This window comes from Pseudoroseomonas sp. WGS1072 (assembly GCF_049340465.1).
GTDB lineage: Bacteria > Pseudomonadota > Alphaproteobacteria > Acetobacterales > Acetobacteraceae > Pseudoroseomonas.
Map to the genome: position 1 here is coordinate 28,766 of NZ_JBMPSU010000003.1, position 25,975 is coordinate 54,740.

A 25,975-nucleotide genomic window follows, 5' to 3' on the forward strand; every position below is an offset into this window, starting at 1 on the left:
GCTCGAAGGATATCCGAATTTGCTCAACGTTGCGCTTGTCATGCAGGGCCTCGAATACCTGGCGGGAAGGGGAAAGATCTTAGCTTATCCGGCGGGGGGTGACGAGGGGCGCTGGCCATGCGTCGCGCTGGCCCTGCTGCCGGCGCTGCTGCTCGCAACCGTGCCGGCCTGGGCCGAGACGACGGCCACTGCCTGCACGGCGGGCGCCCCGGCCGGGCCGCAGATCCATGTGCGGGTGCACGGTGCCCGCAGCACGCAGGGCAACATCACCGTGACGCTGTATGGCAGCGACCCCGCACGCTTCCTGGCGTCCGGCGGCAAGCTGGCCCGGCTGCGGGTGCCGGTGCAGGGCGGCGGCAAGGCGGAGGCCTGCTTCGCTGTGTCCGCGCCCGGCGTGTTCGCGATAGCCATCTACCATGATGAGAACGACGACCACGACTTCAACCTGTCGGTTCTCGGCATACCGAAGGAAGGCTACGGCTTCTCCAACGACGCCCAGGGCCGCTTCGGCGCGCCGTCCTTCGAGGCGGTGCGGTTCAGGGTGGAGCAGGCGGGGGGGATAGTCCCGGTGCTGCTGCGCTATTGATCGCTAGGCGCCAGCGGCCCAGCGTCGTGAAGCCGCCGGCCTCGGGCTGCCAGCCGCGCACCAGCGTGTCCAGCATCCACCCCTCCGGCACGGGCGTGATGGCATAGCGGTGCCACCGCGCCAGGTGCCGCCGCCCGGCGCCGGCCAGCGCTGGCGGCACGCCGATCGCCGCCGTGCCGCGACCGCCGGGGCCCGGCAGCACCGTCAGTCCCGGTCGGTGGCTGTGGCCGTGCAGCAGCAGCTCCGCGCCCGCCGCCGCCAGCACCCGCAGCAGCCCATCCCGGTCCTGCAGCCCGCGGCGCCGGCCTTCGCCATATGGCGGGTGATGGATCAGCACCACGCGGAACAGCTGCTCGTCGCCCAGCCGGTGCAGCAATGCTGCCAGCCGCTCCAGCTGCGCGGCGCCAAGCCGCCCCGCCGCGCAGCCCGGCGGCGTCACCACCGCCGAGGACAGGCCAAGGAGCGCGACGCCCCCCCGGCGCCGCAGATAGGGAAAGCCCGCCCCCCCGGCGTCGTCCCGCATCCAGGGGCCCCAGTATTCCAGGCCCTCGGCCGGCGGCACCGCGACCAGGGCGTCGTGGTTGCCGGGGATCACCAGAACGTCCTCTGGCCGGCCGAGCCCCGCGACGAAGCTGGCGGCGGCGGCGAATTCGTCGGGCAGCGCGAAATTGGTCAAATCGCCGGTCAGCGCCAGCATGTCAGGCCCGAAGGCGGCCAGATCGGCCGCCAGAAGCGCCGGCGGAACGTCGTCATCGCCTATGCCCCGCTTGCGCCGCCACGCCATGTAGGACAGCAAGCGCTTGCCAAGTAGCTGCCGGATCGTCGGCGTGTTATCGGGCGGCAGGTGGAGATCGGAGAGATGGGCCAGGACCAACGTCATGCGGGGGTGACACTAACGGTTGCGGGTGCGCCGGCAAGCGGCGGCCCGCCCCCCCTGCCTGCCGCCGCCCTGCTGGGCGAAGGGCCGGTGCCGGTCTGGAGCATGCCATCCTCCGCGCTGCTGCGGCGGGCGCTGGGGCGTGCCGGCGTTGCGGAATGGCCCGGCGCCGGGACACCGGCCGACCGTGGACTGCTGCTGCTGCGGGCCGACCACGTGTTCGATGCCGCCGTGATCGCCGAGCTGGCCCGCAGCCCGGGAACAATGCTGCTACGCGCCGAGGACCGCAGGCCTGTGGCGCTGCACCTGCCGGCCGGGGCGGACCCGGCGGCGCGCGAGGCGGCCACCGCAGCGCTCGTGCAGGGCGGCTCCCCACCACTGGGGCTGACGGCGGCGACGCCGGCCGAGCTGGTCGGCGCCTACAACCAGGCGCTGCGCAAGCGCGGCACGCCCTATGTGCTGGAACTGACCGCCGCCAGCCGCCACGCCGTGGAATGGCGCATGTTCGGCGGCGCCTACAAAGGCGTGACCGACTTCGTAACCAAGCATGTCTGGCCACGGCCCGCCTTTGCGGTGACGCGAGGCTGCGCCGCGCTGGGCATCACCCCCAACATGGTTACCGCCGCCAGCCTGGCCATGGTGTTCCTGGCGCTGTGGTGGTTCGCCCAGGGGCAGTTCTGGCCCGGCCTCGCCGCCGCCTGGGTAATGACCTTCCTGGACACAGTGGACGGCAAGCTGGCGCGCGTCACGCTGACCTCCACCAAGTTCGGCAACTGGTTCGACCACCTGATCGACATGATCCACCCGCCCTTCTGGTGGCTGGCCTGGATCGCCGGCTGCGGCGCAGTGGGGCTGCCGCTGGACTATCCGGTGGCTACCGGCGTGGTGATCTTCGGCGGCTACGTGCTGCAGCGGCTGCAGGAAGGCCTGTTCATCATCGCCTTCAAGATGCAGATCCACATCTGGCGGCGGTTGGATAGCCTGTTCCGCCAAGTGATCGCCCGGCGCAACCCGAACCTGGTGATGCTGACGATTGCCACCCTGTTCGGCCGGCCGGACCTGGGCATCCTGGCCGTCGCGGCCTGGACAGCCTTCGGCTGCGTGGAGCAGCTGTTCGTCACGCTCCAGGCTGCGCTGGCGCGCCGGCGCGCGCCGCTGCGCTCCTGGCTGGACGGCTGAACGCGGCCTTGCGCGCGCTCGGCATCATCAGCAATCCCCGCAGCCGCGGGCACCTGGACGGTGTGGCTGGCCTGGGTGCCGCCGCCGCCGGCCTGCCGCACGCGGCGCCGCCCGACCGCCCGGCACTGCACGCCGCGCTGGCGGATTTCGCGGCGCGCGGGGTGACGCTGCTGGTGGTCAATGGCGGCGACGGCACGCTGCGGGAAGTGCTGAGCGCCTTGCCTGCGGCCTGGCCCGGGTCGCCGCCGGCGCTGGCGCCGCTGGCCGCCGGCCGCACCAACCTGCTAGCGCGCACGATCGGCCAGCGCGGCCGGGGCGATGCGGCGCTGCAGGTGCTGCGGGATGCCGCCGCCGCCGGGCGGCTGCGCCAGGACAGGCGCCCGGTGCTGGAGGTCCACCGCCTGGGTGGCGCCGCGGCCGGGCCGCCGCTGCGCGGGCTGCTGTTCGGCGCGGCGGGCTTCCTGCACGCCACCCGACTGGCCAACGACGCCCCCCGCCAGCGCGGGCTGAAGGACAATGCCGCCGTCGGCGCAACGGCGCTGCTGACAACCGTGCAGACCCTGGCCGGGCGCGGCCCGCAGGCGCGTATCCTGCGCCAGGGCACGCTGATGCGGGTCGCACCGGATGGCGCGGCCGGCGCGGACGGACCGCGCTTCATTCTGCTGGCCACTACGTTGGACCGGCTGATGTTTGGCCTCTGGCCCTTCTGGGGCGACGGCGCGGGGCCGCTGCGCTGGCTGGACGTGGCGGCGCCGCCGCCGCGCTTGATGGGCGGGCTGTGGTCGCTGCTGCGGCGCCGGCCACCCGGCATACCGGGCTGGAACAGCGGCCGCGCGGACCGGCTGGACGCCGCCTTCGACCAGCCCTTCGTGCTGGATGGCGAGGTGTTCGAGCCCGGGCCCGGCGGCATCCGCCTGCAGCCTTCCGTGCCCATCGCCTTCGTGGCGCCATGACGCCGGCGGACAGCCTGCGGGCGCTGGAAACCCGGGCGGCTGAAGCGATGGCCGTGCCACAGGTGCGCTCCCCGGCCATGCGGGCCGCGCTGGTGCTTGCCGCGCAGCTGCAGGCCAGGCACGGCGACGCGGTCGCGGCGATCCTCTTCTATGGCTCCGCCCGCCGCACCGGCGAAACGGACGGGCTGCTTGACCTCTACGTCCTGTATGACGGGCACCGGCGCTTCCACGGGAACTGGTTGCCTGCCCTGCTGACCGCCGCGTTGCCGCCCACCGTGCTGCTTTGCAAGGCTGAGGTGGAGGGGCTGCGCCCGGTGCGAGCCAAGATTGCCGTGCTGTCGCGCCGCCAGTTCGCGCGGCGGCTGCGCGCCAAAGCCTGGGACACCACCGTCTGGGCGCGCTTCTGCCAGCCTGTGACGCTGTTGCATGCCCGCGGCGAGGCCGAGGCCACCTGGGTCGCACGGAGCTGTGCCCGGGCCTTTGCGACGGCCGCCCTCTGGGCCGCACGGCTCGGCCCGCCCGCAGCCACACCCGCCGTCTTCTGGCAGGGATTGTTCGCCCGCACCTATGGCGCCGAGCTGCGCACTGAACAGGGCAGCCGGGCAGTAACGATCCATGGCGCGGCGCCGGACTGGTTCGATGCCGGGCTGCCGCTAGCCCTGGCGGCGCAGGGGCTGCGGAGCGATGCCGATGCCGCGGGGCGGCTGGCACCCGGTTTGTCGGGACGGGCGCAGGGCGGCTGGCGCTGGCGGCAGGGCCTCGGCAAGCTGCTAAACGTCACCCGATTGGTGAAGGCGGCATTCACCTTCGAAGGCGGCGCCGACTACCTGGCCTGGAAGATCGAGCGCCACACCGGCCAGCCGCTGCCACTGACGCCGTGGCAACGGCGCCATCCGGTGATGGCGGCGCCGCTGCTGCTGTGGCGGCTGCGCCGCCAGGGGCTGGTGCGGTAGCTACTCGGCGGCCGCTTCCATCGGCTGGAAGAAGCCCAGCGAGGCGGCGATGTCGCGGATTATCATGATCGCGCGGTCGATCTGCTCTGGCGTGTGCTCGGCGCAGATGCTGGTGCGCAGGAGCGGCTTGCCGCCCGGCGTGGCGGAGCCGATGGCCAAGTTGACGTAGACCCCCGCCGCCAGCAGTCGGTTCCAGAAGACGATCGCCGTGGCTTGGTCGGGGCAGCGGATCGAGGCGATCGGGCTGACGGACGGCCCGATACTGAGGCCGGCTGCCACCAGCCCGTCGTGAAAATGCGCCACGTTGCGGCGCAGCCTAGCGCGCAGAGACGGCTCGGTCTCCAGGACCTTGATCGCCTGTGTGACCGAGGCGATGACCGAGGGCGGCAGCGACGCGGTGAACATGTAGGGCCGCGACGCAAGCCGCAGCAGGTCGAAGTCCTCCGCATCCGAGGCCAGGAAGCCGCCGACCGCGCCGAGACTCTTGCTGAAGGTGCCGACCACGTAGTCGACCTCCGGCTCAACGCCATCGGCCTCCGCTAGTCCACGCCCGGCCTTGCCCAGCACGCCCAATGAATGCGCCTCGTCCACCATCAGCCTGGCTCCGGCCTCGCGCTTGACGGCGACGATGTCGCGCAGCGGCGCGACGTCGCCCAGCATGCTGTAGATGCCCTCGGTCACCACCAGTTTCTCGCCCGGCTGGTCGGCCAGGTGGCGCAGGCGGCGGCGCAGGTCCTCGGGGTCGTTGTGCCGGAAGCGGGTGACCTGGGCGCCGGCCATGCGCGCGCCGTCATAGATGCTGGCGTGGGAGTCGGCATCCAGCAGCAGGTGGTCCTTCGGCCCGGCCAGCCCGGACAACGCACCGAGGTTGGCTTGGTAGCCGGTGGAGAAGACCATGGCGTGGCGGCGCTTCAGGAAGCCGGCCAGCCGCGCCTCCAGCGCCGCGTGGCCGCCATAGGAGCCGTTGGCAATGCGCGAGCCGGTGGTGCCGGTGCCTTCCTCGCGGATCGCGCGGGCGGCGGCGTCCATGCAACTCGGGTCGAAGGTCAGGCCTAGGTAGTTGTTGGTGCCGAACAGCATGACACGGCTGCCGCCCAGCGTCGCCTCGGTCGCGGACAGGATGCGGTCGAACACCACGCCGAAGGGATCCTGCCCCAGCTGCATCACGCCGGCGCGGGCATTGCGCAGCTCACGGTACTTGGCAAGCATGTCAGGCGGTCTTCTTGGATGCGATGATCACCTGGGTCAGGTCGCCCACCGTCTGGATCTCGGCGAACTGGTTCATCGGGATCATGGTGTCGAACTGCGTCTCGATGTGCATGATGACGTCCATCACAGCTACGGAATCGAGGCTGAGGTCACATAGGATGTTGGTTTCGGCAGTAATCAGGTGTTCGGTGCCTATGACGGATTGAATGGCCGTAACCACCTGCTGGTGGATTTCGTCCTGTTGCAAACGAGGTCTCCAGGAAAGCTGCTAAGGTTGGACGCTAAGTCATAGCTAAGTTTTAATCAAATGGTAGCATCGTTGCGGTTTACTATCGGGGCTCCGTCATACCTCAAGCGGAGGTGTTGGATGCCGAATGGGCCTGCGCCGCGGAGATCACGATCGCGGTGAAGATGGCTGCCAGGCCGGCGCCTGGGAGCCCGTAGGCGGTGATCGCGCCCAGCGCGACGGGTATGTAAAGTACGGCGGCCAGCAGCCGCGCGCGCAGCGCCGCCCTGTGGCGACCGGTGGAGATCAGCAGCGGTTCGAACGCGAAGGACGCGAAGCCGATGGCCGAAGCGGTGGCAAGCATCAGCATCACTGGAAAGGCCGGAACTGCCTGTGCGCCGCCGACCAGCCGCAGCAGCGGTGAGCCCAGCAGTGCCAGCGCCCCAAGCATGAGCACCGAGCCCCCCGTTGACACCAGCAGCACCCGTCGCAACAGCGCTGCGATCGCCGCCTTGTCACGAATAGCTGCGAGCCGCGCGAGTTCGGGATAGATCGCCGGACTCAGGAAGCGGCTGGGCTTCAGGGCGGCATTGCCGATCTGCAGCGCGATAGCGAACAGCGCGGCCTCGGCCGGGCCTAGCATCAGCCCGACGCTGAGCGTGCCAAGATGTCCCGACACCAACGACAGCGTGGTGGTCAGGTTGGTAGACCAGACAAAGGACCACAGTCCGGGATGCGCGGAAGAGACGGAAGGCAGCGGCGTTCCGCTGCCATCATCCCCCAGCAAGCCACGGCGACCCAGCTCACGATACGCTGCATAGGCCAGTGACAGGCCGCCCAGTGCCGTGGCCAAGTACCAGACTGCCAGGAAGCCACCGATTCCCCAGCCTAATAGGGCAGCGAGCGACGCACCCGCCAACCGGAACAGGGCACCGAGCGTGTCCCGAGTGGCCAGCACGTCAAACCGGTCGAACAGCCGTAGCAACCCCGTCGGCGTCGCCATCACCATGAAGGCAGTGGACGTGGCGTAGGCGGTGGCTATCAGCGCCAAACCTGGCGGGATATCGAAGAAGCGGCCGAACAGGAAGGCCAATGCGCCACACAGCAGGATCCCGACGGCCCCGGCACCTGCGTCCAGCCAGGCGGTGAAGCGCACCAGTGCACGGAAATCCGCCCTTCGTTCCTGCTTGAGGCTGGCCGCCCCGAAGCGTAGCACCGTCTGCCAAGACTGGAACTTGGTGAAGGCCGCCGTCGCCTGAGCAAAGGTATGGATCAGGATCAGCGTGCCGAAGACCTCGGCGCCGAGCGACCGGATAGCGATGCCTGTTGCGGCGAGGTTCAGCAAGCCCATTGCGACTTTACCACCCAGCAGCGTACCAGCATTGCGCAGCATGCGGCTGAAGACGGTGGGTGCGGTGGTGATTTTGGGGGAGGCTGGGTTCGTGGTGGTCTGCAAGGGTCTCAGCATTCGATCGTGTGTCTCGGCGCCTGCGGATTGAGCGAAGGGAACGTCATTCTGCCCGTTTGCACGTGGCCTAGTACCGGTAGGTGCAGGAATGGCGGTGCACCGCCACATCCATCTCGGCCGGCAGATCTGAAGCCATCATCACGTCGCCACGGATCAATCCGGAGGCCGAGCGATCAAGCGCCTGTGGCCGCAGCACCAGCCTGCCGTCGGCGGCCAGGATACGGCATACTGCCGGGCGACGGTGCCGGGATGCGTACATCTCGATTGCCTGCCCGTTCACCCTGAACCAGACTTTCTTCTCCTGCCTCCTGCAGACTGCTCGACGGACAACTGCCGTCCTTCGTACCAGCCGTCCAGCGCAGCAACGAGTTTAGACGGCGCATCGAGGAGAATGGCTGCGCTTCGCGGGACTTTATCTGAGCAGATGTAGCGCAGCTGGCAAGCAGCAGCAAAGCGTAGCACGGAGGCCGCCATGGCGGCTGGATCGAGCTGAGCATAGTAGCAGGCCTCAGCCTCGGCGGGCGGCATGTTGCCGATCGGCTCGAGGAGGCGGCGGTTGTTGAACCAGTCCACCCACTCCAGGGTGGCATATTCGATCGTCTCCAGCGAGCGCCATGGGCCGCGGCACCGGATCACCTCGGTCTTGAACAGGCCGATGACGGTCTCGGCGAGTGCGTTGTCGTAGGAATCGCCGACGCTGCCGACGGATGGCTCGATCCCGGCCTCAAGCAGACGTTCGGTGTACCGAATGGACACGTATTGCGCCCCCCTGTCGCTATGATGGGTGAGGCCGCCCTTCACCGGACGGCGGTCGTGCACCGCCTGCTCCAGGGCATCGAGGACGAAAGCGGCGTGGGCTGTGCGCGACACCCGCCAGCCGAAGATGTAGCGGGCGAAAACGTCGATGACGAAGGCGACGTAGACGAAGCCCTGTCAGGTCGCCACGTAGGTGAAGTCTGACACCCACAGCATGTTCGGCCGCGGCGCCCGGAACCGGGCCCATAGTGCCTCCTTCCACTCGCGGGACAAGATTGCACCATGAAACTCTGGGACTAAACATCTCTGATGTCCGCCGCTTCAAGGTGTAGGCGCGCGTTACCAGTCGCCGTGCAGGCATTGCTCTCAATGCAAAGGCGTTCGGGTGAGGAGGCGGATGACGAGCGACGGTTGATCCAACTCTGATGCGCGGGTTGGGTACCGCATGACCTTGATCGTCGCGGGGCTGCCGCTGTCTAGTGGCGGGGATCGGTACGAAGCCTCCCCGTAGTGTCTGCCGAGGGTTCCCCTGACCGTTCCACCTCCTCGCCCAAGCGTCTCGTCTGTTTGGCGACTTCTCCTCTGCTGTCTCTTTGACAGATGCCTCAAGCCGCCACGGTTGGCGGTGCGGCCATGCGGCCGATGGCCCAGGCGAATCCCACCATCTCGCGCGCTATGGCCGTCACGACGACCTGGGGCCGTTTACCCGTGGTTTGGAGGCGCCGATACCGGGCGCAGAGTCGCACTTGTGCCTTCCAGCCTGTGTTGCGAACCTCGCGCGGCAATCCGGCCAGGCGGGGCTTCATCTGTGTGGATACCCGTGCTGGCAGGCGGTAGGCCCAGGCACCCTCGACCAGCATGCGGCGTGCGAGCGGGCTGCCGGCTTTGGTGATCGCGCCCTGGCGGCGCTTGGCTCCGCTGGAATGCTCCGATGGCACAAGGCCGAGATAGGCCATCAGCTGGCGCGGATTGTCGAACCGCCGCATGTCGCCGACTTCAGCCACCAGGGCCGAGGCGACGATCAGCGAGACGCCACGCATGGCCTGCAGCGCCTCGACCATCGGCGCCATGCTCCAGGCCGGCACCAGGTCACGGATGCGGCCGGTGAGCCGCTCAACACGCGCCTCGAGTTCGTTCATTGCATCGAGGTATTCCTGGCAGGCGACCTGTTGGGCGGGGTGCGGGAAAGTCTGCCCCCTCGGCCACTTGTGATGCGGCCAGGTCCAGCGCTTGCCGTCATAGCTCCGCCCGTGCCGGAGCAGGAAGCCCATCAGCCGCTGCCGTGCCTTGCGTAGCGCCTCCACCATGTCGGCACGTGCCCAGACCAGATCGCGCATGGCCTCATGCTCCGGCTCAGGCACCCAGACCGGCGTCAGCTCGCCGGCCCGATACAGCCGGGCGAGCGTCGTTGCGTCCCGCCCGTCAGTCTTGATCCGATCGCCAGGTTTGCGCGGGATCAGGTTCGGCGCGACCACCACGCATTCATGGTCGCGGCTCCGGAGGTGCCGGTACACTCCGTACCCGCAGGGACCGGCCTCATAGACGAAGCGCAATGCCCGGCCGCCCCGGCCGAGCCGAGCCGCCAGCCTGTCGAGTGCTGCTGGCTCGTTCGGGATCTCGCCCACGAACCGGACCTCGCCATCACGGCCGGCCTCCGCAACACAAACGGCAATCGTCGCCTTGTGCACGTCCAGCCCAACAAAACTGATATGCTCTCCCATGGCCCGTCTCCTGTGCTGAGGCAAGGCGCCGGCCCACCCGGCGCAACCCTCGTCATTCCTGCACAGTTCGAGGCGGGCTACCCCGCCTCAGACGGACATCTGGTCTAGACAGATCGTCAAGTATCGTCTTGATGTCAGATTAGTTTATGGAAAATCTGCCGAGGAAAGGTGCGCCATGATGGCTGCCGCAGCTCTCTTCGAGGGCGCGGTGTGGGTGGAAGAGAACGTGTCCTGGAAAGCTCGTTCTTGCTTCTCCGCGTAGTGCCAATGCTCACGGACAGCATGGTCTATCGCTGGTATGATCTGATCCGCCTCTTGTATGACTGGGCCAAGCTGCCAATGGGCGTAATGCGGATCGGACCGCCAGCTCAATCGGTGCGGGTTTAAAAACAGGCATGGTCGTGTCTTGCGGAGAAACTCATAAACCTGGCTGCTGACATCTCCGAGATACACATCAGCCTGATTCGTGTAGGTCATGTCGAGGCAGTAATCGCTCGCAAGATCAACGTGAATTGCCGGATGCCGTGCATAGACGTCGGCAAGTGAATGCCATGCCTGGGCCGAGCGACGGCTATCAAGGGCCCTGACATGAGGCGCGACGATCAGATTGTAGGCATCCTGCCCAGCAAACTGCCGCAGGATTTCCTGCCCCATTGCGTTCCATGATCCTAGTTCTGAGAAGTGCGGATTATAAAGAACGACCGGCCGCACGTTTTCTGTGAACAGCCTGGAAGCTTGACGCCGCAGCGCGTCGGCCGCTTCGAACTTTGTGTAGCCCACCACAGCCGATCGCTCGGAGGTGATGAGCCCCCGCTGTAAAAGCTGAGACCTTTGCTTCTCGCCAGCTAGGAGGGCGAAGTCGAAATGCCGGATGCGAGCATCAAAGCCTGCTGCGCGATCGCCGGCGCCGTGGTCAAGGTGGATCAGTTTCGGGCAGTGCCGTCCCAGGTGCCGTAACACTGTTGATGTGCGTTCGGTGACGGCCACTGCATGGAATTGTTGCAGCCAATAGGACCAGGCTACCAGGGTCAGGCGCTTGAGGGGTACTTCCTTGCCAGTCAGCCGGCGCGCGAAGGACAGCAGGGTCGAATCAAGTTCCTTGAACCGGATCCCGCTTGCGGAAAGCCGCTCCGCAGCCGCACGCGCATAAATGATAGCGCTCCGGTTCGGCGATGCGATAGTGACTTCTGTATTCGGGTAATAGGACAAGGCGCAGGCCGTTGCAACTCCATGTAAAATTTGGTGCTTCTGGCCATTAAAATAGAAACAAATCCGCATACGGCGATAGCCTTCCGGTCACGTCAGACAATGTACACCTAATGGATTGGCCTTAACATCCATTCCTTAACCGGTGATGCGACGTTGCTTGCTGGTGGTGCAGGCTACCGGCATGCTTGGTCGTGGCATTGTCACGTTGTTTGGTGACCAGGCGAGTTTGACTGCACGGCGGAGCTTGCATGACCTTACGCCGCCATCTGGGCACGCGTCTCCTGCCGCCAGATCCGAAAGGCTTTGGCGCCCTCACGCCGGTACTGATCGGCGGCCATCAGATGCCGCCGCGGACGGAAGTGGCCATGGATCATAGCGTGCACCGACAGGAACCGCTGGGCTTGCCCGGGTGACTTGAAGCGCTGCATCGCGCTTTCCCGACGTTGGTTCGGCCTATGGGAATTCTCGGCACGATTGTTCAGGTACCGGCTGGTGGGGCTGGCCATCATAGAATACCGGCCTCGGTTTGAGCGCCTGCCGCGCGCTGTCCTGGGACCGAGATGAGCCATGCACCAGATCCATCCGAATGCCCGCGCCACCCCAGCCGTCCGCGCCGAGATCGCCCGCTCCTCCGAGCCTTCCGGCCTACTGGCCCGGCGCTACGGGATCAGCACCGAGACCATCCGCAAGTGGCGCAAGCGAGGCGTTGCTGACTGCCTGGATCGCTCCGCCAAGCCTCACCGCCTGCCGTGGAAGGCCACCGCCGAAGAGCGCGCGGTGGCCTGCGCGCTACGCCAGAGCACCAACTTCGCCCTCGGCGACCTGACCTTCGTCGTCACGCACTTCCTGCCGCATCTGAACCGCGACAGCATCTGGCGCATCCTCAAGGCTGAAGGGCTCAACCAGCGGCGTTCTACGACCTCGGAACGCCGGTCCAGGGGCGCCGGAAAGTTCCAAGACTACGATCTCGGCTTCATTCACCTCGACATCAAACAACTGCCCATGCTGCGCATGGCCAATGGCGAGCGACGCAAACGCTACCTTTTCGTGGCCATCAACCGCTGTTCGCGCTCCGTACACCTGGCGGTCAAGGACGATATGACGACGAAGAGTGTCGTGGCCTTCCTGCGCGAAGCCGCTCAGGCCTTCCCGTTTCGGATCACCCACATGCTGACCGACAACGGCAGCTGCTTCTCGCCCACCTTTGAGAAGGCTTGCGCCGAACTGGGCGCCCAGTACCGCCATACCCGGCTCTACAGGCCACAGACGAACGGGATGGTGGAGCGTTTCAACGGGCGCATCGAGAGCGAAGTGCTGGGTATTATCGGACGCTACTTCAGCGCGGAATCGTCCGCCGTTCTGACAACCACCTTCCCTTGAGGATCGGTCACGACAACCGCGACGGGAGCCGGAAAGATTGAGATTGGCTTCTGGGCTTCCGTCAGAGCTTCTTCTCGGGGGGCGTAGGTCTCGGTGCGGACCACCGCCCCATCTGACAGCCTCTTCCAACTTACCGCGTACATGATTGGCCTCTATGCCGGTTGGGGGGGTGTTCTCGGTCTCAAAATACGTAGATGCGTACGTAGCTACTTACTAGCCTTCTCCAACACAGTGAGAAGGCCTTCCACCATGATGTCCTGATGGGTCGTCCGCTTGCCGGTAGCAAGGCGCCGACCATGGGCGAACTGCACCAGCCGGGCATATAGGGCGCCGTCCAGTTTCACGGTCAGGGCTTTGGTCCCGGTGAAGGCAGAGGTTTGCCCCGCCGTAGGAATAATCTCCGCCGGGGCTGGCTGATGCGGGATCGCGTCCGCCGCCTTCGTCTTCATCACCATCATAGCGCCTAGAGGGCATTGTCACGTTGTTTGATGGCCAGACGAGTTTGATCTCAGGACGGAGCTTGCGCGACGTCACGCCGCCATCTGGACACACGTTTCCTGCCGCCAGATCCGGAAGGCCTTGTCGCGCGAACGGTGGTACTGTTCGGCGGTCATCAGGTGTCGCCGTGGACGGAAATGGCCATAGATCATCGCGTGTGCCGAGAGGAACCGCTGGGCTTGCCCAGGTGACTTGAAGCGCTGCATCTGGCGTTCTCGCCGTCGTGTCGGCCTGTGGGAGTTCTCGGCACGATTGTTGAGGTAGCGGCTGGTCCGATGCCGCACGCCGGGCAGGACCTCACGCTGCGCGACGCCGTAGCTGCGGAGCCCATCCGTGATGATCTTGCGCGGCTTGTATTTGAGGCCGACCAGCAGGTGCTTGAAGAAACGCTTGGCGGCCGTGGCGTTCCGCCGCTCCTGGACGAGGATGTCGAGCACGACACCGTGCTGGTCCACCGCGCGCCAGAGGTAGAACAGCTCGCCATTGATCCTCAGGTACACCTCATCCATGTGCCAGGTGTCGCCCGGCCTCGGCCGCCGCTTGCGCAGCCTTGCCGCGAACTCCGTGCCGAAGCGGAGGCACCAGCGCCTGATGCTCTCGTAGCTGACCACCACGCCCCGCTCGACCAGAATAAGCTCGATGTCACGCAGGCTCAGGCTGAACAGGTGGTAGAGCCAGACGGCATGGTGGATGACCTCGGCCGGGAAGCGGTAGCCGGGATAGGTGGCGGGCTCGGTTGACATCCCGCCAGCCTGGCTCAGCCCCCTCATTCCGGCTAGCGCTCAACGACGTGACAATGCCCCTGCCCGCCATGGGACCAGACGGAACGACCTATTCGAACGGCCTGCATACGCTGACCATCTTACAGGGACGCCTATCGTGGGGCGTTGGTAGAGCTGAGCCGTCCGCGTGCGCCGGCGGTTGAGCGTCTCGCCCGACGTCGAGCCGAATTCCAATGGCGTAGCGTTCATTTGAATCGCGCCAAGGGCAGGCCACACGCAGCACATCAAGCATCCGACCGAAACGAGGCGGTTAGCCGCCACCTGATCGGCCAAAAACCTCACGCGCGTCACGTCGGGCTCCAGATCCCCATCTTGGCGGCACCGGCGGCCTTCTGATGCGCACGGATGTTGCTGCCATCGAGGACGACCAGGCCCAGCCGTACGCTCTGCTGACCAGCCCCCATCGACTGGTCCGAGCAAGATTTTAGTGGATCATGGGCAGGGGCGGTGCCGATGATCCATTGGAACTGGGATAGGACGCTGATCTGGCGCTTCCTGGCATGATCACCTCCGGGGCTGGTGGTCTGTAGCCGAGCGCGGAATGGGGACGGGCGGTGTTGTAGTGCACCCGCCACTGCTCAATCAGCACCTTGGCTTCGGCCAGCGAGTTGAACACCTCGCCATTCAGCAGCTCATCGCGCAGCTTGCCGTTGAAGCTCTCCACGTAGCCGTTCTCCCAGGGGCTGCCGGGCTCGATGAAGGCGGTCTTCGCGCCCACGCCGTGGATCCAGCCCCTCACCGCTCTGGCCACGAGCTCAGGACCGTTGTCCGACCGAACATGCGCGGGCGTGCCGCGGGCGATGAACAGGTCTGTCAGCACGTCGATGACGTCGAGGGAGTTCAGCTTGCGCGCCACCCGGATCGCCAGGCATTCGCGGGTGAACTCGTCCACCACGTTCAGCATGCGGAGCTTGCGCCCGTCGCGCGTCCGGTCCTCCACGAAGTCGTAGGCCCAGACATGGTTCGGCCGTTCAGGGCGCAGCCGCACGCAGGAACCGTCGTTCAGCCAGAGCCGTCCGCGTTTGGACTGTCGGGCAGGCACCTTCAGTCCCTCACGGCGCCAGATGCGCCCCACCCGCTTGTGATTGCAGCGCCAGCCCTCCGCCCGCAGCAGGGCCGTGATCCGGCGATAGCCGTACCGCCCATACTGCCGGGCCAAGCCAAGGATCGCCGCCGTCAGCGCCGCTTCGTCGTCCGGGGAAACCGGCGCCTGCCGCTGCGTCGAGCGATGCTGGCCCAGCACGCGGCAGGCGAAGCGTTCCGAGACGCCCAACGCCGCCCTGACATGCCCCACCGCCGCCCGACGACGCGCGGCGCTCAGAAGTTTCCCGACGCGGCTTCCTTCAGCACCAGCTTCTCCAGCGTCAGATCCGCCACGGCCTTGCGGAGGCGGCCATTTTCCTGCTCCAGCTGCTTCAGGCGCTTCACCTGGTCCAGCTTCAGGCCGCCATACTCCGACCGCCAGCGATAGTAGGTCGCCTCCGTCACCCCGATCACCCGGGCACCTTCGGCCACCGTCTTGCCCTGCGCCACCAGAACCTCGACCTGGCGCAGTTTGGCCACGATCTCTTCCGGCTTGTGCTGCTTCCTCGCCATCCCCGCCTCCTTTCCGCGTCCCGCCATTCTCACATCAGCGGCGGCCCACTTTTAAGGGGGCAGGCCACTGCTCCTGCACTGGACTCAACAGGCGTTTCCATCCAGCGTCTCAACCAGCAGCGTGGCATCAGCGTCGTGCTCATGATTGACGACTTCATTATAGCGGCGAGCTTCTGCGACGAGATCCTGGCTCTGCATTCCAGCCAACTGATCCTTCGCGGCGGTCCGGCCGCGATCATGCGTCTCGTGTAAAAGCTGGGCGGTCGCGTCGATTCTCGAACGAGCCGCCAAGCTGAAATTTCCGAACATCATTGTGTTCGACATGCACGGGGAATACGCACCCTTGGCCGATAAGGCGGCCGGAGGATTTGCCGCGCGCTTCCGTGTCGCTGGCCCTGGCGATCTGGAAAATCCGGGCGACGACACGTTGTTCCTCCCATACTGGTTGCTCAAACGCGATGAAATGCTTTCGATGATCCTCGATCGCAGCGACCAGAACGCGCCCAATCAGGCGTCGCGATTCACGCTGCATGTCCGTTCTCTAAAAGGACAGACGCTCGATGCCGAGGGTAAGGCAGACATCAAGAAAACATATACGGTCGATTCACCGATACCTTACGACGTAAAGCAGTTAGTGGAGCTCCTGAACACGGACAACACTACAAAAGGGATTGGAATGACCGGCCCTGTGAAGGACGAATGGGAAGATAAGTTGACACGATTCCTATCGCGCCTCGAAGCGAAGCTGGATGATCGTCGCTACGGATTCATGTTCGCACCACCGCCCGCCGCGATGAAATATGATTGGCTCGCGTTCCAGGTGCTCAAACTGATCCAATCTGGCGACAACACGGGCATCAAGGTTATCGACTTTTCTGAAGTTGCTGCCGATGTTCTTCCTGCCGTAACGGGGACACTCTCCCGGCTGCTCTACGACGTTCAGTTTTGGGTGGGTGGGAAAACCCGAACGCCGGTTACGCTTTTGTGCGACAAAGCGCATCTCTATCTTCCGGTTTGCGATGACGCCGATGCCGTCCAGCGTCAGGCCCTCGGATCATTCGAGCGGATCGCCAAGGAAGCCGGAAATACGGCTTCTCTCTGCTGGTGGTGAGCCAGCGCCCTTCGGATATCAGCCGGACCATCCTCAGCCAGTGCAATAATTTCTTGGCGTTGCGCCTGACGAATGAGGCCGACCAAGGTGTTATCAAGCGCCTGATTACGGATTCTTTGGCCGGGCTGACAAGTATCTTGCCGTTGCTCGATACAGGTGAGGCACTGTTATTGGGTGATGCCGTTCTGCTGCCGACACGGATCAAACTGGATATACCTAAGATCCCGCCCGATAGTGCTACGCGAGATTTTTGGAAGGAATGGGGATCAGCCAAACCGAATGATGCAGCGATCACCGCTGCGATCGAGTGTTTGCGTGGGCAATCTCGGACTAGCTGAGCGACATACCCGCCAAAGGCCCGATACTGCCGCCGATCATCGCACACGCCGGGCGATATCTTCCGGCAATGGTATATTAATGCCGGGAGGGGCGCTCATGGGCATTGCCAAGTTGTTGTGGCGATGGTCGCGCTAGATCGAGGGGCGTGGAGGCTTGCACGTTCACACTGCCGTTTGGGCGCACGTCTCCTGCTGCCAGACTCGGAAGGCCTCAGCGCGGACACGCCGGTGCTGGGCCGCAGTTAGCAGGTGCCGCCGTGGGCGGAAGTGGCCGTAGATCATGCTGTGCGCTGACAGGAACCGCTGGGCCTGCTCGGGCGACTTGAACCGTTGCATCTGCCGCTCTCGTCGCCGGGTTGGCCGATGGGAGTTCTCGGCACGGTTGTTGAGGTAGCGGCTGGTCCGGTGCCGCACATCCGGCAGGACCTCACGCTGCGCCACGCCGTAGCTTCGCAGGCCATCCGTGACGAGGCGCTTGGGCTTGTACTTCAGTCCGGCCCGCAGGCGCTTGAAGAAGCGCTTGGCCGCGGTCGCGTTCCGCCGACCTTGCACCAGGATGTCGAGCACGACGCCGTGCTGGTCCACCGCCCGCCAGAGATAGTGCGACGCGCCATTGATACGCAGGAAGACCTCATCCAGGTGCCAAGTGTCGCCCGGCGGCGGCCGTCGCCGGCGCAGCTTGCGGGCGAAGTCGGCCCCGAACCTCAGGCACCACTGACGAATGCTCTCGTGGGTGACCGTGATGCCTCGCTCGGCCAGGATCAGCTCGACGTCCCGTAGGCTCAGGCTGAAGACATGATAGAGCCAGACGGCGTGGCTGATGATCTCGGCTGGGAAGCGGTAGCCGGGATAGGTGGCGAGGTCGGGCGACATGCTGCCAGCTTGTCCCAGGCACCTCGTTCCGGCCAGGGGCCGCCAAGCTGACAATGCCGGCCGAACGGCTGGCGCGCCAGATACTCGGCAGGTGGACCTCCGGGCGCGAATACATCAACGGGCACCAAGGTATAGGGCACGCCCTTCTCGGCAAGGGTCAGGCGGACCGCACGCACATAGACGCTGTAGGATGCTCCGTAGAGGACTGGCTGTTCTCTCATCGCTGCTCCCAACTTAGCAATCAGGATAAGTGGACAGTACTTGGTGAGAGTCCGCAATCCACCCGTTCGCAGCCCTTCCTGACTGGATTGCCACCCTAGTGCTCCCCTGTCACGTCAGGTGATACGGTCGGATCAGCACCTCGGCCGGGATCTTCCACTCGCTGAACAGCTTATACGCCTGTTCCATGGTGAGGCCGCGCTTCCGGGCCAGGACTTCTGATGCACGGGAGCGCGATCCCAGCAGTCGGGCCAGATCGGCCTGGGTATAGCCAGCCTGCTCCATGCGGAAGCGCAGGGCCTCAATAGGATCGGGGGCCTCAATAGCCCAGTGCCGGCCTTCATAGTTCTCGATCAGCGCGGACAGCACATTGAACCGATCGGCCTCCGGGGTACCCGGCGCCGGCTCGTTGTCGAAATACTGCTCCACCTCGGCCAGAGCCCAATCGTAGTCGGCCTCGGTGGTGATGGGACGGATGTTCATCACACAGTCTCCGGGTTGATGGCGTCGTATTCCTTGTGGGTGCCGACGAATTTGATCAGGACACGCTGATAGCCATAGGACACCCGGCAGATCAGGCGGAACTTGTTGCCGCCGATGTCGAAAATGACCCGGTTGTCAGCCACGAAATCAGCAGAGTTGAACATGGCCTTCACCTCGGCCGGCGTCTTCCACTCAGCTTTGCTGACCAGCGCGAACCAAACGCGAAGCGGGGTCTCGGCCTGTGGATGGCGTTCCCAAAACTGCTTCAGCGTCCGCTTCGCGATGATCTGCATGAGCAGCATATAGCCCGTTCCCAATTCGGGAACAAGAGGTAATTCCCGTTTTGGGAACACGCAATCGCGTCCTTCCCACTGGAGCCATCCATGCACGATGACGGCAGCTGGTGCTGCTGGTCGATGGGCAGCGCCTGTCCGGCTGGCAGGAGATCCGCGTCAGCCGCGGCATCGAGCGCATCCTCTCCGATTTCGACATCAGCCTGACCGAACGCTACCCGGACGAGATGGACGCCGCGATCCTCCGCGCCGGTACGCTCTGCCAAGTGCTGATCGGCGGCGACGTGGTGGTCACCGGCTATATCGACCGGTATCAGCGCCCGACACTGCGGACCCTGTTCGCGCAGGCCTCGGCCGACATGGCGGAAGCCACCGGCAATTTCGTCCTGCTGCGCACCTCGCCGCTGCGCATCTTCGCCAGGGGTTTGCGCGGCAAGCTACGCTGCCGCTAAGAGCGCCGCGCCCTTGAAGTGTCCCAGGCGAGGGTGCGGCAGGGCCATCCAGGGCGGTGGGTTCACGCTTCCACAGCCTGGATGGCCCGCCTGCCGTTCGCATGAATGCGAACGGGTCAACTTGCGGAATTGCGCAAGCCGGGGCTCAGGGCTTGCGCACCAGCTGGGCCAGGAAGCTGTCAAAGAACGGCTCCAGTCGGTCAGGACCGAAGCGCCCGAGCATCGCCGCCAGCACGAAGGCGGCGCCGCCCTGCAGGCTGAGCCAGTCGGTCAGCGCCCAGGAAATCATCCCGAGCGAGACGGTGATGGGCAGCTCCCGGAGCAGGGTGCCGGCGAAGGCGACCCAGCCGCTGGCTGCCGTCGCATCCTTCTCGAACAGGCCGACCAGCGCCGCCCAGGCACGCAGGATGGGCAGAGCCCGAGGCGATCGACGCGGTGCGGCCCGCGTGACGGCCGAGACGTGGACGCTGTTCCTCGCCGTCGCGGCGGCAGCGGTCCTGTCGCCGGGACCGGCGATGCTGGCGATCCTCGGCCAGGCCCTGCAACGTGGCGGCCTCGCGACCGTGCCCGTGGTAGCGGGCAACGCGCTCGGCGTGGTGGCGCTGATGGCCGCTTCCGTGCTCGGCCTCGCCGCGCTGCCGGCGGCGGTGCCGCACGGGCTCACCGCCCTGCGCTGGATCGGGGCGGGCTACCTAGCTTGGCTCGGCCTCAAGGCACTGTGGGCGCCCGCTGATGTTGCTGCGGCCAGGGATGGCACTCCGGCGACGGGGATGGGGCTCGGCCGGGGCGTGCTGATTGCGCTGTCCAACCCCAAGGCGATCCTATTCTTCGGGGCGGTGCTGCCGCAGTTCGTGGACCCGGCGAGACCGACGCTGCCGCAGTTTGCCGGGCTGGCTGCGACCTTTGCAGGGCTGGAGCTATTAGCGACCGGGGCCGTGGCACTCGCCGCCCACGCCCTCGCGCCGATGCTGCGCCGCCCGGCGACGGCTCTGTGGATCAACCGGGCGGGTGGGGTGGTCATGCTTGCGGCGGCGCTGCTGCTAGTGCTGTCCCCGTCCGCGGAGGTGGGACCATGACGCCGGCGGCAGGCTAAAGTCGGCTCGGAAGTCGGCGCGCATGGTGCGTCCTCCGCCTGGGGTGAAAGCCCAATCAGGTATGGCTGAGGTGGGTAGTCAGAGGACATTCCGCTTGACGATGCCGACAATGATCGACAGCCTTGGTACCGCATGATCCAGAGCCGAACCCTCTGTGAGCGAAGCCGACGCCACGCGACCCGCGGCGGTGGTATTGCACGCGCAGAGTTCAAAGCGGCAGGTGGATAAAGCAGCCCCCTAAAGCCGCCTCTCCGTGAGCATGAAACGCCCCGCGACACCCGTCGCGGGGTTTTTGTTTTGAGGTGAACCAATGACCCGCATGCAGCCGACCGATCTGGCCTACCCCGTTCATATGCAGCTAGAAGCATACAACGCGCATGATATTGACGCCTTCATGCCGTGGTGGGCTGACAACTGCGAGTACTACGCTTTTCCCTCCATCCTCCTAGCTAGCAACGCGGCGGCAATCCGAGAGCGGCATATCGTGCGCTTCAGGGAGCCGGACCTGTTCGGCATGTTGCTAAGCCGCATCGTGATCGGCAACCTGGTTGTGGACCACGAGACTGTGCAGAGGAACTTTCCCGAAGGTCGAGGTGAGGTCGACGTGGTCTGTATCTATGAAGTCGAAGAAGGGAAGATTTCTAAGGCTTGGTTCAAAATGGGAGAGCCGCGATTGCACGAACCTGTGGCCTGATACTCTGCATCCGGACGGGTTAAGCCCGTCCGCTTTGGGCCAGGAGCGCTCGTTGCTGATAAAACTATCACCCTAGAGCAGTTTCCGCGTTCACCGATTCAGAAGAGGATTCCCTTCTGCGGCGGGATGTGATTCGCTTTTCCTCCTGCGAGGGAGGACAGGATGGCCCGAGCCTACAGCCAGGATCTCCGGACGCGTGTGCTCGACGCAACGGCACGCGGGATGTCGGCACGGCAGGCCGCAGCCCATTTCGGAGTGGGTGTGGCAACAGCCGTTGTGTGGGTACGGCGAGCGCGGGATGAGGGTGAGACGGCGGCACGCCGCCAGGGGCAGCCCAGAGGCTCCAAGCTTGATGGGCAGGCCGATTTCCTGCTCGACCTGGTCGCCGTCAGGCCCCTCATTACCCTCCGCGAGATGCAGCAGCGGCTGCATGACGAGCGCGGCCTCTCGGCGGGGATTGGCACGCTCTGGCGCTTCTTCGCGGCACGGGCGATCACCTTCAAAAAAAACCGCGCACGCCGCCGAGCAGGACCGGCCGGACATCGCCGCGGCCCGCGAAGCCTGGTTCGATCGGCAGCCTGACTTTCATCCTGATCGCCTGGTGTTCATCGATGAAACCGGTGCCAGCACCAAGATGGCGCGACTGCGGGGCCGTGCCCCACGTGGCGAGCGCCTGCGTGCAGGCGTGCCGCACGGACATTGGAAGACCACCACCTTCGTCGCCGGTCTCCGCCTCACAGGCCTGACCGCGCCTATGCTGCTCGATGGGCCCATGACCGCGCAGGCCTTCCAGGCCTATGTCGAGAAGGTCCTCTGTCCAACCCTGTGCGCCGGCGACACCGTCATCCTGGACAACCTGGCTGCGCATAAGCGCCACGAGGCCCGCCGGGCTATCGAGGCCACGGGTGCGTCCCTGCTGTTCCTTCCGCCCTACTCGCCGGACTTCAATCCAATCGAGAATGCCTTCTCCAAGCTGAAGGCGCTCCTGCGCAAGGCGGCGGAGCGCACCCTGGACGGGCTCTGGGCCACCATCGGCCAACTCCTCGATGCCTTCACACCAGCAGAATGCGCCAACTACTTCACCGCCGCCGGATATGAGCCGGAGTAGATGGAAAATGCTCTAGTGCAGCTCGGCCTGGATCAGCTGCCCGGAGCGCACGCTGTTCAACCACCGGCAGGCGGCGATCGCGCGGAAAGAGCCTCATGTCTAGGCCGGTCACCCGCGTCGGAGATCTGCTGGAGCGCCTGCTTGCTGGCGAAGCGCTGGTGAAATGCCACGGCATCGGCTGGACCATAGGCGCCGATGCCGCCGCGGTGCCTGATGTTCTGGTGCGCAGCCTGCAAGGCAGCACCTTCCGACTGGAAGTCGGCGGCGACGGCCTGCCGGGCATCGGCAGCTCGCAGACGATGCGGCTGGTGCGCGTGCCCACCTCGGACGACCTGCTGCACAACCTGCGCCAGCGGATACGCACCATCGGTGGCCTGCGCAGCTGGGCCCGGGCGCGAACGACCTGTCCTATGGACAGGTCGGCGACGTCGAGAGCTGCACCCGCCACATGTCGCCGGCGGTCGCTGCTGCCATGGGCTTCGAGCGGATCACGCACCTCTGGCGGTCCACCCGCGAGCGGAGGGCAGCATGACGAAGGTGCATCCCTTCGACGTCTGGCTGAGCCAGGTGCTGCTACAGTCATCTTAATTTGGGGACCCTCAGCAGGTGCCCTCTTTCACTATTTCTATTCGGCTTCCTCCGCCAGCGCGGCTGGGAAATGACGATTCATGTCGAGCTAGCTTGCGGCCATCTTGAACAGAGATCAGTCCATCTTGGCGGAATCAAAATCCCAGACCGGTCGTGTCCCATCGCGTGGTGTAGGAGCGATGGTTCCGGCGGGTTGGGTAGCCGGGATCAGGCTGGCACGGCGGAGAGCCTGATGGGACCAGTATCGCTGACTGCGGCGACGGTCTCCAGCGTCATGTAGCGCGACCGCTGGGTGGCCCACTCGTCGGACTGTTCCAGCAGAATGGCGCCGACGAGCCGCACGACGGCGGCCTCGTTCGGGAATATGCCGACCACATCGGTCCTGCGCTTGATCTCGCCGTTGAGGCGCTCGATGGGGTTTGTGGAGTGCAGCTTCGCCCGGTGCGCGGCCGGGAATGTCATGTAGGCGAGCACGTCCTCCTCGGCGCCATCCATGAGGACAGCGAGCTTCGGGACCTTCGGCCGCAACTGGTCGGCCACCGCTCTCCACTGCCGCCTGGCACCCTCCGCATCGGGCTCCGCGTAGGCGGTGCCGATCCAGGCCGAGACGATGCGGCGCTGCGCCTTTCCGGCATGCGCCAGCGCAGTGCGGGCAAAATGAACGCGGCACCTTTGCCAGGTGGCCCTGAGCACCTTCGTCACGGCGGCCTTGAGGCCCTCGTGGGCATCGGAGACGACGAGCTTCACGCCCCTGAGGCCGCGGCGGGCGAGGCCGCGCAGGAAGTCGAGCCAGAACGGCTCCGCCTCCGAGCTGCCCACCGCCATGCCGAGCACCTCGCGCCGTCCGTCGGCGTTCACGCCCACCGCGATGGTGACGGCGACGGAGACGATGCGCCCTGCCTCGCGCACCTTCACGTAGGTCGCGTCCAGCCAGAGATAGGGCCAGTCGCCCTCGATGGGGCGGGCCAGAAAGTCGCCCACCCGCTCGTCGATCTCGGCGCAGAGGCGGCTGACCTGGCTCTTGGAGACCCCCTCCAGGCCCATGGCGCGAACCAGGTCGTCGACCGATCTCGTGGAGATGCCCTGGACATAGGCCTCCTGGATCACCGCCGTCAGCGCCTTCTCGGCGGTCCTGCGTGGCTCCAGGAAGGCCGGGAAGTAGGAGCCGCGCCGGAGACGGGGGATCCGCAGCTCCACCGTCCCGGCCCGGGTCTGCCAGTCCCGCTCGCGATAGCCGTTGCGCTGCACCAGCCGGTCCGGGGAGCGCTCGCCATGAGCGGCTCCCGTCACCTCGCCGACCTCCAGTTCCATCAGCCGCTCCGCGGCAAAGCCGATCATCTCCCGCAGGAAGCTGGCGTCCGAGCCCTTCTCCAACAGCTCGCGAAGGGCAATCTTGTCATCGGTCATCGTGGTGGTCCGAGGTTCGGGTTACAGGTCTCGACAACCCACACCCTACCGAGAACCATTGCGGTGGCCGCCTCCTCAAAAGCGGTCACCTCCTACACCACCACCCGGGACACGACCTCCCAGCCGGCCGACAGAGGCGCAGGTGTTGCCTCGAGCACGATGAGGCAGCTGATCGAGATTGCCGAACGACACGCTTTGGATCTCACGCTGGAAGTGGATGAAGATCTGGACGTGGCGGACGAGGGGGAAGGCGCACGAACGCCAGATGAACTCGTTAGCTGGTACCTGAGTTTGGGCTTCAGCGATCTAGGACGGAGGGACAACTTCCGGCAGATGGTGCGGTGTCACACGCCGTTGCGCCGGGCCGAGGAGGAGCCGATCGATGGCTGACCAGCAAACGACCCCGCCTGCCGAGCACACCATCGAGCAGGTAGCAGTGATTCCGGAGGATCTGTGCCTGGCGCTCATGGTCTGGTGAAATGCCCATCACCATGGCGGTCGCCAGGAGGAGCGGGATGCAGAGGAGCAACTGTGTGAGGCGATTAGCCCCCGCATCACCGCCATAAGGGATCTGGTCCATGGCAAGGACCGCCGCAATGAGGCCGAAGAACAGCGGCGCGACCTGGCCCTGGCGAGCAAGGCCGTTGCCCGCATGGGCGTGACGGATGTGCCAAACCGGGGGCCGCGTCGCACGCAGCATTTCGCTGATGCGGCCCGGGCCGGCGTTCGCGCCGGCGAGAACACCCATATCGGCTGGGGTGTGGGTCAGCCGGCGGCGGCCGGCCGGTTAGGGTGCAGCTGATGCACCCTTCGCCCGAGCAGCTGACCCAGGCCGCCCAGACCCTGGACGAAAAGGCCGACTACCTAGGGTTCCGGGATCGCCTGCAGGAGCACCGGCAGCTGCAGGCGGATCTGCGCGCCGTGGCGTCCTGGCTGCGCGCGCTTCTGGCCGGGGGGCAAGGCTGATGCTTGATGGGCATCATCCGGGGGTCTGGGAGCCCGAGCCCTCCCCTCCCCTTGGCCCATGGGCACCGCTGGTGCGCCAAGTCGAGAAGCGGCTCCTTGCCGGCGCTACGGCGCGCATTGTCGGGCCCTACGTCGAAGTACGGCTGGGAGGCATGCCGGTGATCCTGACCGACCTGTCCATTTATGAGGCTGCGAAGTTGGGCTAGGAAAAGGTCGGCACACCTTCGGGAATCTGGGAGACGCGGCATGGGTGAGATCAACATCCCTCGGAACCACCAGGTTGCCCTGAAGGCGGTCAACAACCGGGAACTGGATCGGTTTATCGATCAATCGATACGTGAAGAAAAATCCTGTATTCCGCATCATGTCCTCGCAGACTGCGGTCCATTTGTTTCTGCCTGTCTCAGGAGCTTCTATGAAGCGATAGCAGAATTCAATCGATCCAAGTCACCCCGTAAGCGGGATGAGGCGAGAGGCCGCGCTCTACAGGCAGGTAGTGAGCTTTATTTTGCAGTCGGCACCATGAAGCAGCGGGTGGAAGATCAGGAGAAGGAAGGGCAACTCTTCTTCGTCGACGATGACATCGGTCGACCTTCTTATTTTGCGAAGCACCTACGCGTGATGGTGAGCTACCAATGGCGCTCAACCGTCGACGAAGAATGGAAAAGGGGCTGCATCACGTTTGTCCATGATGTCGAGGCACGTCCTGATTATACCGCACCAGTTCCGAAGCGGAAGCCGAGCGCCGCCAAGCAGGAGCCAGAGTTGCAGTATCAGCTCTCTCTGAGCTGGGAACAACTAACGCGATTATCGCTTTATGCTGTCCGGGAATATCTCAAATCAGGTCGTGATAGAAACAAGATTCCGAAAGTGTTTCAGGCCAAGACCGACCCGCATACACGCGGTCTCAATAACTTTAGCACCCAGTTCTGGTCATAGGCGCCGACTCCCATAGA

General features: G+C 65.4%; 32 protein-coding genes and 3 pseudogenes. 14 read left to right on the top strand and 21 right to left on the bottom strand.

What is annotated here, in order from left to right; all coding sequences use genetic code 11:
* The first annotated feature begins 19 nt into the window (after nucleotides 1-19).
* Nucleotides 20-586, top strand: coding sequence for a DUF2141 domain-containing protein (locus ACF3NH_RS20030; protein WP_422925408.1), 567 nt, complete (start codon nucleotides 20-22; stop codon nucleotides 584-586).
* Here ACF3NH_RS20030 and ACF3NH_RS20035 read toward each other — a convergent pair.
* On the bottom strand, nucleotides 537-1,466 hold the full coding sequence (locus tag ACF3NH_RS20035) for a metallophosphoesterase family protein (protein ID WP_422925410.1): 930 nt from the start codon (nucleotides 1,464-1,466) through the stop codon (nucleotides 537-539). The two genes, ACF3NH_RS20030 and ACF3NH_RS20035, sit on opposite strands and share 50 nt — an antisense overlap.
* 102 nt (nucleotides 1,467-1,568) lie before the next feature.
* On the opposite strand from ACF3NH_RS20035, the gene ACF3NH_RS20040 reads away from it, so the two are divergent.
* From ACF3NH_RS20040 to ACF3NH_RS20050, 3 genes are read left to right on the top strand one after another with little or no spacing between them, the layout of a single operon-like run.
* Complete coding sequence (locus ACF3NH_RS20040; protein WP_422925412.1) at nucleotides 1,569-2,642, top strand: CDP-alcohol phosphatidyltransferase family protein; 1,074 nt, start codon at nucleotides 1,569-1,571, stop codon at nucleotides 2,640-2,642.
* 8 nt (nucleotides 2,643-2,650) lie between these two features.
* Nucleotides 2,651-3,595, top strand: coding sequence for a diacylglycerol kinase family protein (locus tag ACF3NH_RS20045; protein WP_422925414.1), 945 nt, complete (start codon nucleotides 2,651-2,653; stop codon nucleotides 3,593-3,595).
* Between the two features lie 53 nt (nucleotides 3,596-3,648).
* Nucleotides 3,649-4,548, top strand: coding sequence for a hypothetical protein (locus ACF3NH_RS20050; RefSeq protein WP_422925416.1), 900 nt, complete (start codon nucleotides 3,649-3,651; stop codon nucleotides 4,546-4,548).
* Here the strand turns inward: ACF3NH_RS20050 and spt are convergent, their stop codons facing one another.
* The 8 genes and pseudogenes from spt to ACF3NH_RS20090 all read right to left on the bottom strand — a co-directional run bounded on the left by spt (nucleotide 4,549) and on the right by ACF3NH_RS20090 (nucleotide 11,565).
* Nucleotides 4,549-5,757: a serine palmitoyltransferase gene (spt, locus tag ACF3NH_RS20055; protein WP_422925418.1), complete on the bottom strand. Its 1,209-nt coding sequence runs from the start codon at nucleotides 5,755-5,757 to the stop codon at nucleotides 4,549-4,551.
* A 1-nt stretch (nucleotide 5,758) separates the two neighbouring features.
* Nucleotides 5,759-5,977 (bottom strand): acyl carrier protein, encoded by a 219-nt coding sequence (locus ACF3NH_RS20060; protein WP_422925691.1) that lies wholly within the window; start codon nucleotides 5,975-5,977, stop codon nucleotides 5,759-5,761.
* A gap of 130 nt (nucleotides 5,978-6,107) precedes the next feature.
* Entirely contained in the window at nucleotides 6,108-7,439 is a 1,332-nt protein-coding gene (locus ACF3NH_RS20065) for a lipopolysaccharide biosynthesis protein (RefSeq protein ID WP_422925420.1), read from the bottom strand.
* Between the two features lie 79 nt (nucleotides 7,440-7,518).
* Nucleotides 7,519-7,731 (bottom strand): hypothetical protein, encoded by a 213-nt coding sequence (locus ACF3NH_RS20070; RefSeq protein WP_422925422.1) that lies wholly within the window; start codon nucleotides 7,729-7,731, stop codon nucleotides 7,519-7,521.
* Nucleotides 7,732-7,916: 185 nt separating this feature from the next.
* A pseudogene (locus ACF3NH_RS20075) lies at nucleotides 7,917-8,447 on the bottom strand (IS3 family transposase); the annotation flags it as partial.
* A gap of 365 nt (nucleotides 8,448-8,812) precedes the next feature.
* The gene (locus tag ACF3NH_RS20080) at nucleotides 8,813-9,928 is read right to left on the bottom strand and encodes an IS110 family RNA-guided transposase (RefSeq protein ID WP_422925424.1); all 1,116 of its coding nucleotides are present in this window, start codon (nucleotides 9,926-9,928) and stop codon (nucleotides 8,813-8,815) included.
* A gap of 144 nt (nucleotides 9,929-10,072) precedes the next feature.
* Entirely contained in the window at nucleotides 10,073-11,206 is a 1,134-nt protein-coding gene (locus ACF3NH_RS20085) for a hypothetical protein (RefSeq protein ID WP_422925426.1), read from the bottom strand.
* 185 nt (nucleotides 11,207-11,391) lie between these two features.
* Entirely contained in the window at nucleotides 11,392-11,565 is a 174-nt protein-coding gene (locus ACF3NH_RS20090; RefSeq protein ID WP_422925428.1) for a hypothetical protein, read from the bottom strand.
* Between the two features lie 139 nt (nucleotides 11,566-11,704).
* Here ACF3NH_RS20090 and ACF3NH_RS20095 point away from each other — a divergent pair.
* A pseudogene (locus ACF3NH_RS20095) lies at nucleotides 11,705-12,460 on the top strand (DDE-type integrase/transposase/recombinase); the annotation flags it as partial.
* Nucleotides 12,461-12,723: 263 nt separating this feature from the next.
* On the opposite strand, the gene ACF3NH_RS20100 reads toward ACF3NH_RS20095, so the two are convergent.
* From ACF3NH_RS20100 to ACF3NH_RS20120, 5 genes and pseudogenes are all read right to left on the bottom strand, one after another.
* Complete coding sequence (locus ACF3NH_RS20100) at nucleotides 12,724-12,972, bottom strand: hypothetical protein (RefSeq protein ID WP_422925430.1); 249 nt, start codon at nucleotides 12,970-12,972, stop codon at nucleotides 12,724-12,726.
* Nucleotides 12,973-13,047: 75 nt separating this feature from the next.
* The gene (locus ACF3NH_RS20105) at nucleotides 13,048-13,758 is read right to left on the bottom strand and encodes an IS6 family transposase (protein ID WP_422925432.1); all 711 of its coding nucleotides are present in this window, start codon (nucleotides 13,756-13,758) and stop codon (nucleotides 13,048-13,050) included.
* 292 nt (nucleotides 13,759-14,050) lie between these two features.
* Nucleotides 14,051-14,174: pseudogene (locus ACF3NH_RS20110) on the bottom strand (IS5-like element ISMex42 family transposase); the annotation flags it as partial.
* A 47-nt stretch (nucleotides 14,175-14,221) separates the two neighbouring features.
* Nucleotides 14,222-15,393 (bottom strand): IS3 family transposase gene (locus tag ACF3NH_RS20115; protein WP_422925434.1). Its coding sequence is split into 2 segments (ribosomal slippage): nucleotides 14,222-15,129 and nucleotides 15,129-15,393, totalling 1,173 coding nucleotides; the frame shifts between segments, so codons are not numbered across the junction.
* An 84-nt stretch (nucleotides 15,394-15,477) separates the two neighbouring features.
* Nucleotides 15,478-15,717 carry a hypothetical protein gene (locus ACF3NH_RS20120; RefSeq protein WP_422925436.1) on the bottom strand — a complete coding sequence of 80 codons (240 nt, stop codon included), beginning with the start codon at nucleotides 15,715-15,717 and terminating at the stop codon, nucleotides 15,478-15,480.
* Between ACF3NH_RS20120 and ACF3NH_RS20125 the strand changes: the two genes are divergently transcribed.
* Together ACF3NH_RS20125 and ACF3NH_RS20130 are read left to right on the top strand one after the other, a co-directional pair.
* Nucleotides 15,704-16,504 (top strand): ATP-binding protein, encoded by an 801-nt coding sequence (locus ACF3NH_RS20125; RefSeq protein WP_422925693.1) that lies wholly within the window; start codon nucleotides 15,704-15,706, stop codon nucleotides 16,502-16,504. The genes ACF3NH_RS20120 and ACF3NH_RS20125 overlap by 14 nt on opposite strands.
* Entirely contained in the window at nucleotides 16,501-16,842 is a 342-nt protein-coding gene (locus ACF3NH_RS20130) for an ATP-binding protein (RefSeq protein WP_422925438.1), read from the top strand. The genes ACF3NH_RS20125 and ACF3NH_RS20130 overlap by 4 nt, the downstream gene beginning before the upstream one ends.
* A 162-nt stretch (nucleotides 16,843-17,004) precedes the next feature.
* On the opposite strand, the gene ACF3NH_RS20135 is transcribed toward ACF3NH_RS20130, so the two are convergent.
* The 4 genes from ACF3NH_RS20135 to ACF3NH_RS20150 all read right to left on the bottom strand — a co-directional run bounded on the left by ACF3NH_RS20135 (nucleotide 17,005) and on the right by ACF3NH_RS20150 (nucleotide 18,719).
* Nucleotides 17,005-17,715, bottom strand: coding sequence for an IS6 family transposase (locus tag ACF3NH_RS20135; protein WP_422925440.1), 711 nt, complete (start codon nucleotides 17,713-17,715; stop codon nucleotides 17,005-17,007).
* Nucleotides 17,625-17,936 (bottom strand): glutathione S-transferase N-terminal domain-containing protein, encoded by a 312-nt coding sequence (locus ACF3NH_RS20140; RefSeq protein WP_422925442.1) that lies wholly within the window; start codon nucleotides 17,934-17,936, stop codon nucleotides 17,625-17,627. The genes ACF3NH_RS20135 and ACF3NH_RS20140 overlap by 91 nt, the downstream gene beginning before the upstream one ends.
* A gap of 109 nt (nucleotides 17,937-18,045) precedes the next feature.
* Entirely contained in the window at nucleotides 18,046-18,417 is a 372-nt protein-coding gene (locus ACF3NH_RS20145) for a helix-turn-helix domain-containing protein (RefSeq protein WP_422925444.1), read from the bottom strand.
* Nucleotides 18,417-18,719, bottom strand: coding sequence for a type II toxin-antitoxin system HigB family toxin (locus ACF3NH_RS20150; protein ID WP_422925446.1), 303 nt, complete (start codon nucleotides 18,717-18,719; stop codon nucleotides 18,417-18,419). The genes ACF3NH_RS20145 and ACF3NH_RS20150 overlap by 1 nt, the downstream gene beginning before the upstream one ends.
* 101 nt (nucleotides 18,720-18,820) lie before the next feature.
* On the opposite strand from ACF3NH_RS20150, the gene ACF3NH_RS20155 reads away from it, so the two are divergent.
* The gene (locus ACF3NH_RS20155; protein WP_422925448.1) at nucleotides 18,821-19,162 is read left to right on the top strand and encodes a phage baseplate assembly protein; all 342 of its coding nucleotides are present in this window, start codon (nucleotides 18,821-18,823) and stop codon (nucleotides 19,160-19,162) included.
* A gap of 145 nt (nucleotides 19,163-19,307) precedes the next feature.
* Here the strand turns inward: ACF3NH_RS20155 and ACF3NH_RS20160 are convergent, their stop codons facing one another.
* Complete coding sequence (locus ACF3NH_RS20160; RefSeq protein WP_422925450.1) at nucleotides 19,308-19,451, bottom strand: hypothetical protein; 144 nt, start codon at nucleotides 19,449-19,451, stop codon at nucleotides 19,308-19,310.
* A gap of 157 nt (nucleotides 19,452-19,608) precedes the next feature.
* On the opposite strand from ACF3NH_RS20160, the gene ACF3NH_RS20165 reads away from it, so the two are divergent.
* The 3 genes from ACF3NH_RS20165 to ACF3NH_RS20175 all read left to right on the top strand — a co-directional run bounded on the left by ACF3NH_RS20165 (nucleotide 19,609) and on the right by ACF3NH_RS20175 (nucleotide 22,058).
* A complete protein-coding gene (locus ACF3NH_RS20165) occupies nucleotides 19,609-20,238 on the top strand; it encodes a LysE family translocator (protein ID WP_422925452.1) in 630 nt (209 codons plus the stop codon).
* A gap of 328 nt (nucleotides 20,239-20,566) precedes the next feature.
* Nucleotides 20,567-20,950 (top strand): nuclear transport factor 2 family protein, encoded by a 384-nt coding sequence (locus ACF3NH_RS20170; RefSeq protein WP_422925454.1) that lies wholly within the window; start codon nucleotides 20,567-20,569, stop codon nucleotides 20,948-20,950.
* A 162-nt stretch (nucleotides 20,951-21,112) separates the two neighbouring features.
* A protein-coding gene (locus ACF3NH_RS20175; protein WP_198368402.1) for an IS630 family transposase occupies nucleotides 21,113-22,058 on the top strand; the annotation gives its coding sequence in 2 pieces (ribosomal slippage) (nucleotides 21,113-21,453 and nucleotides 21,452-22,058; 948 coding nt in all).
* 56 nt (nucleotides 22,059-22,114) lie between these two features.
* Here ACF3NH_RS20175 and ACF3NH_RS20180 read toward each other — a convergent pair.
* Nucleotides 22,115-22,399, bottom strand: coding sequence for a hypothetical protein (locus tag ACF3NH_RS20180; protein ID WP_422925456.1), 285 nt, complete (start codon nucleotides 22,397-22,399; stop codon nucleotides 22,115-22,117).
* A gap of 454 nt (nucleotides 22,400-22,853) precedes the next feature.
* The gene (locus tag ACF3NH_RS20185) at nucleotides 22,854-24,053 is read right to left on the bottom strand and encodes an IS256 family transposase (RefSeq protein WP_422925458.1); all 1,200 of its coding nucleotides are present in this window, start codon (nucleotides 24,051-24,053) and stop codon (nucleotides 22,854-22,856) included.
* 159 nt (nucleotides 24,054-24,212) lie between these two features.
* Between ACF3NH_RS20185 and ACF3NH_RS20190 the strand changes: the two genes are divergently transcribed.
* The 3 genes from ACF3NH_RS20190 to ACF3NH_RS20200 all read left to right on the top strand — a co-directional run bounded on the left by ACF3NH_RS20190 (nucleotide 24,213) and on the right by ACF3NH_RS20200 (nucleotide 25,958).
* Nucleotides 24,213-24,443, top strand: coding sequence for a hypothetical protein (locus tag ACF3NH_RS20190; RefSeq protein WP_422925460.1), 231 nt, complete (start codon nucleotides 24,213-24,215; stop codon nucleotides 24,441-24,443).
* A 411-nt stretch (nucleotides 24,444-24,854) separates the two neighbouring features.
* Nucleotides 24,855-25,019: a hypothetical protein gene (locus ACF3NH_RS20195; protein WP_422925462.1), complete on the top strand. Its 165-nt coding sequence runs from the start codon at nucleotides 24,855-24,857 to the stop codon at nucleotides 25,017-25,019.
* A 246-nt stretch (nucleotides 25,020-25,265) separates the two neighbouring features.
* Nucleotides 25,266-25,958, top strand: coding sequence for a hypothetical protein (locus ACF3NH_RS20200; RefSeq protein ID WP_422925464.1), 693 nt, complete (start codon nucleotides 25,266-25,268; stop codon nucleotides 25,956-25,958).
* Nucleotides 25,959-25,975 lie beyond the last annotated feature (17 nt).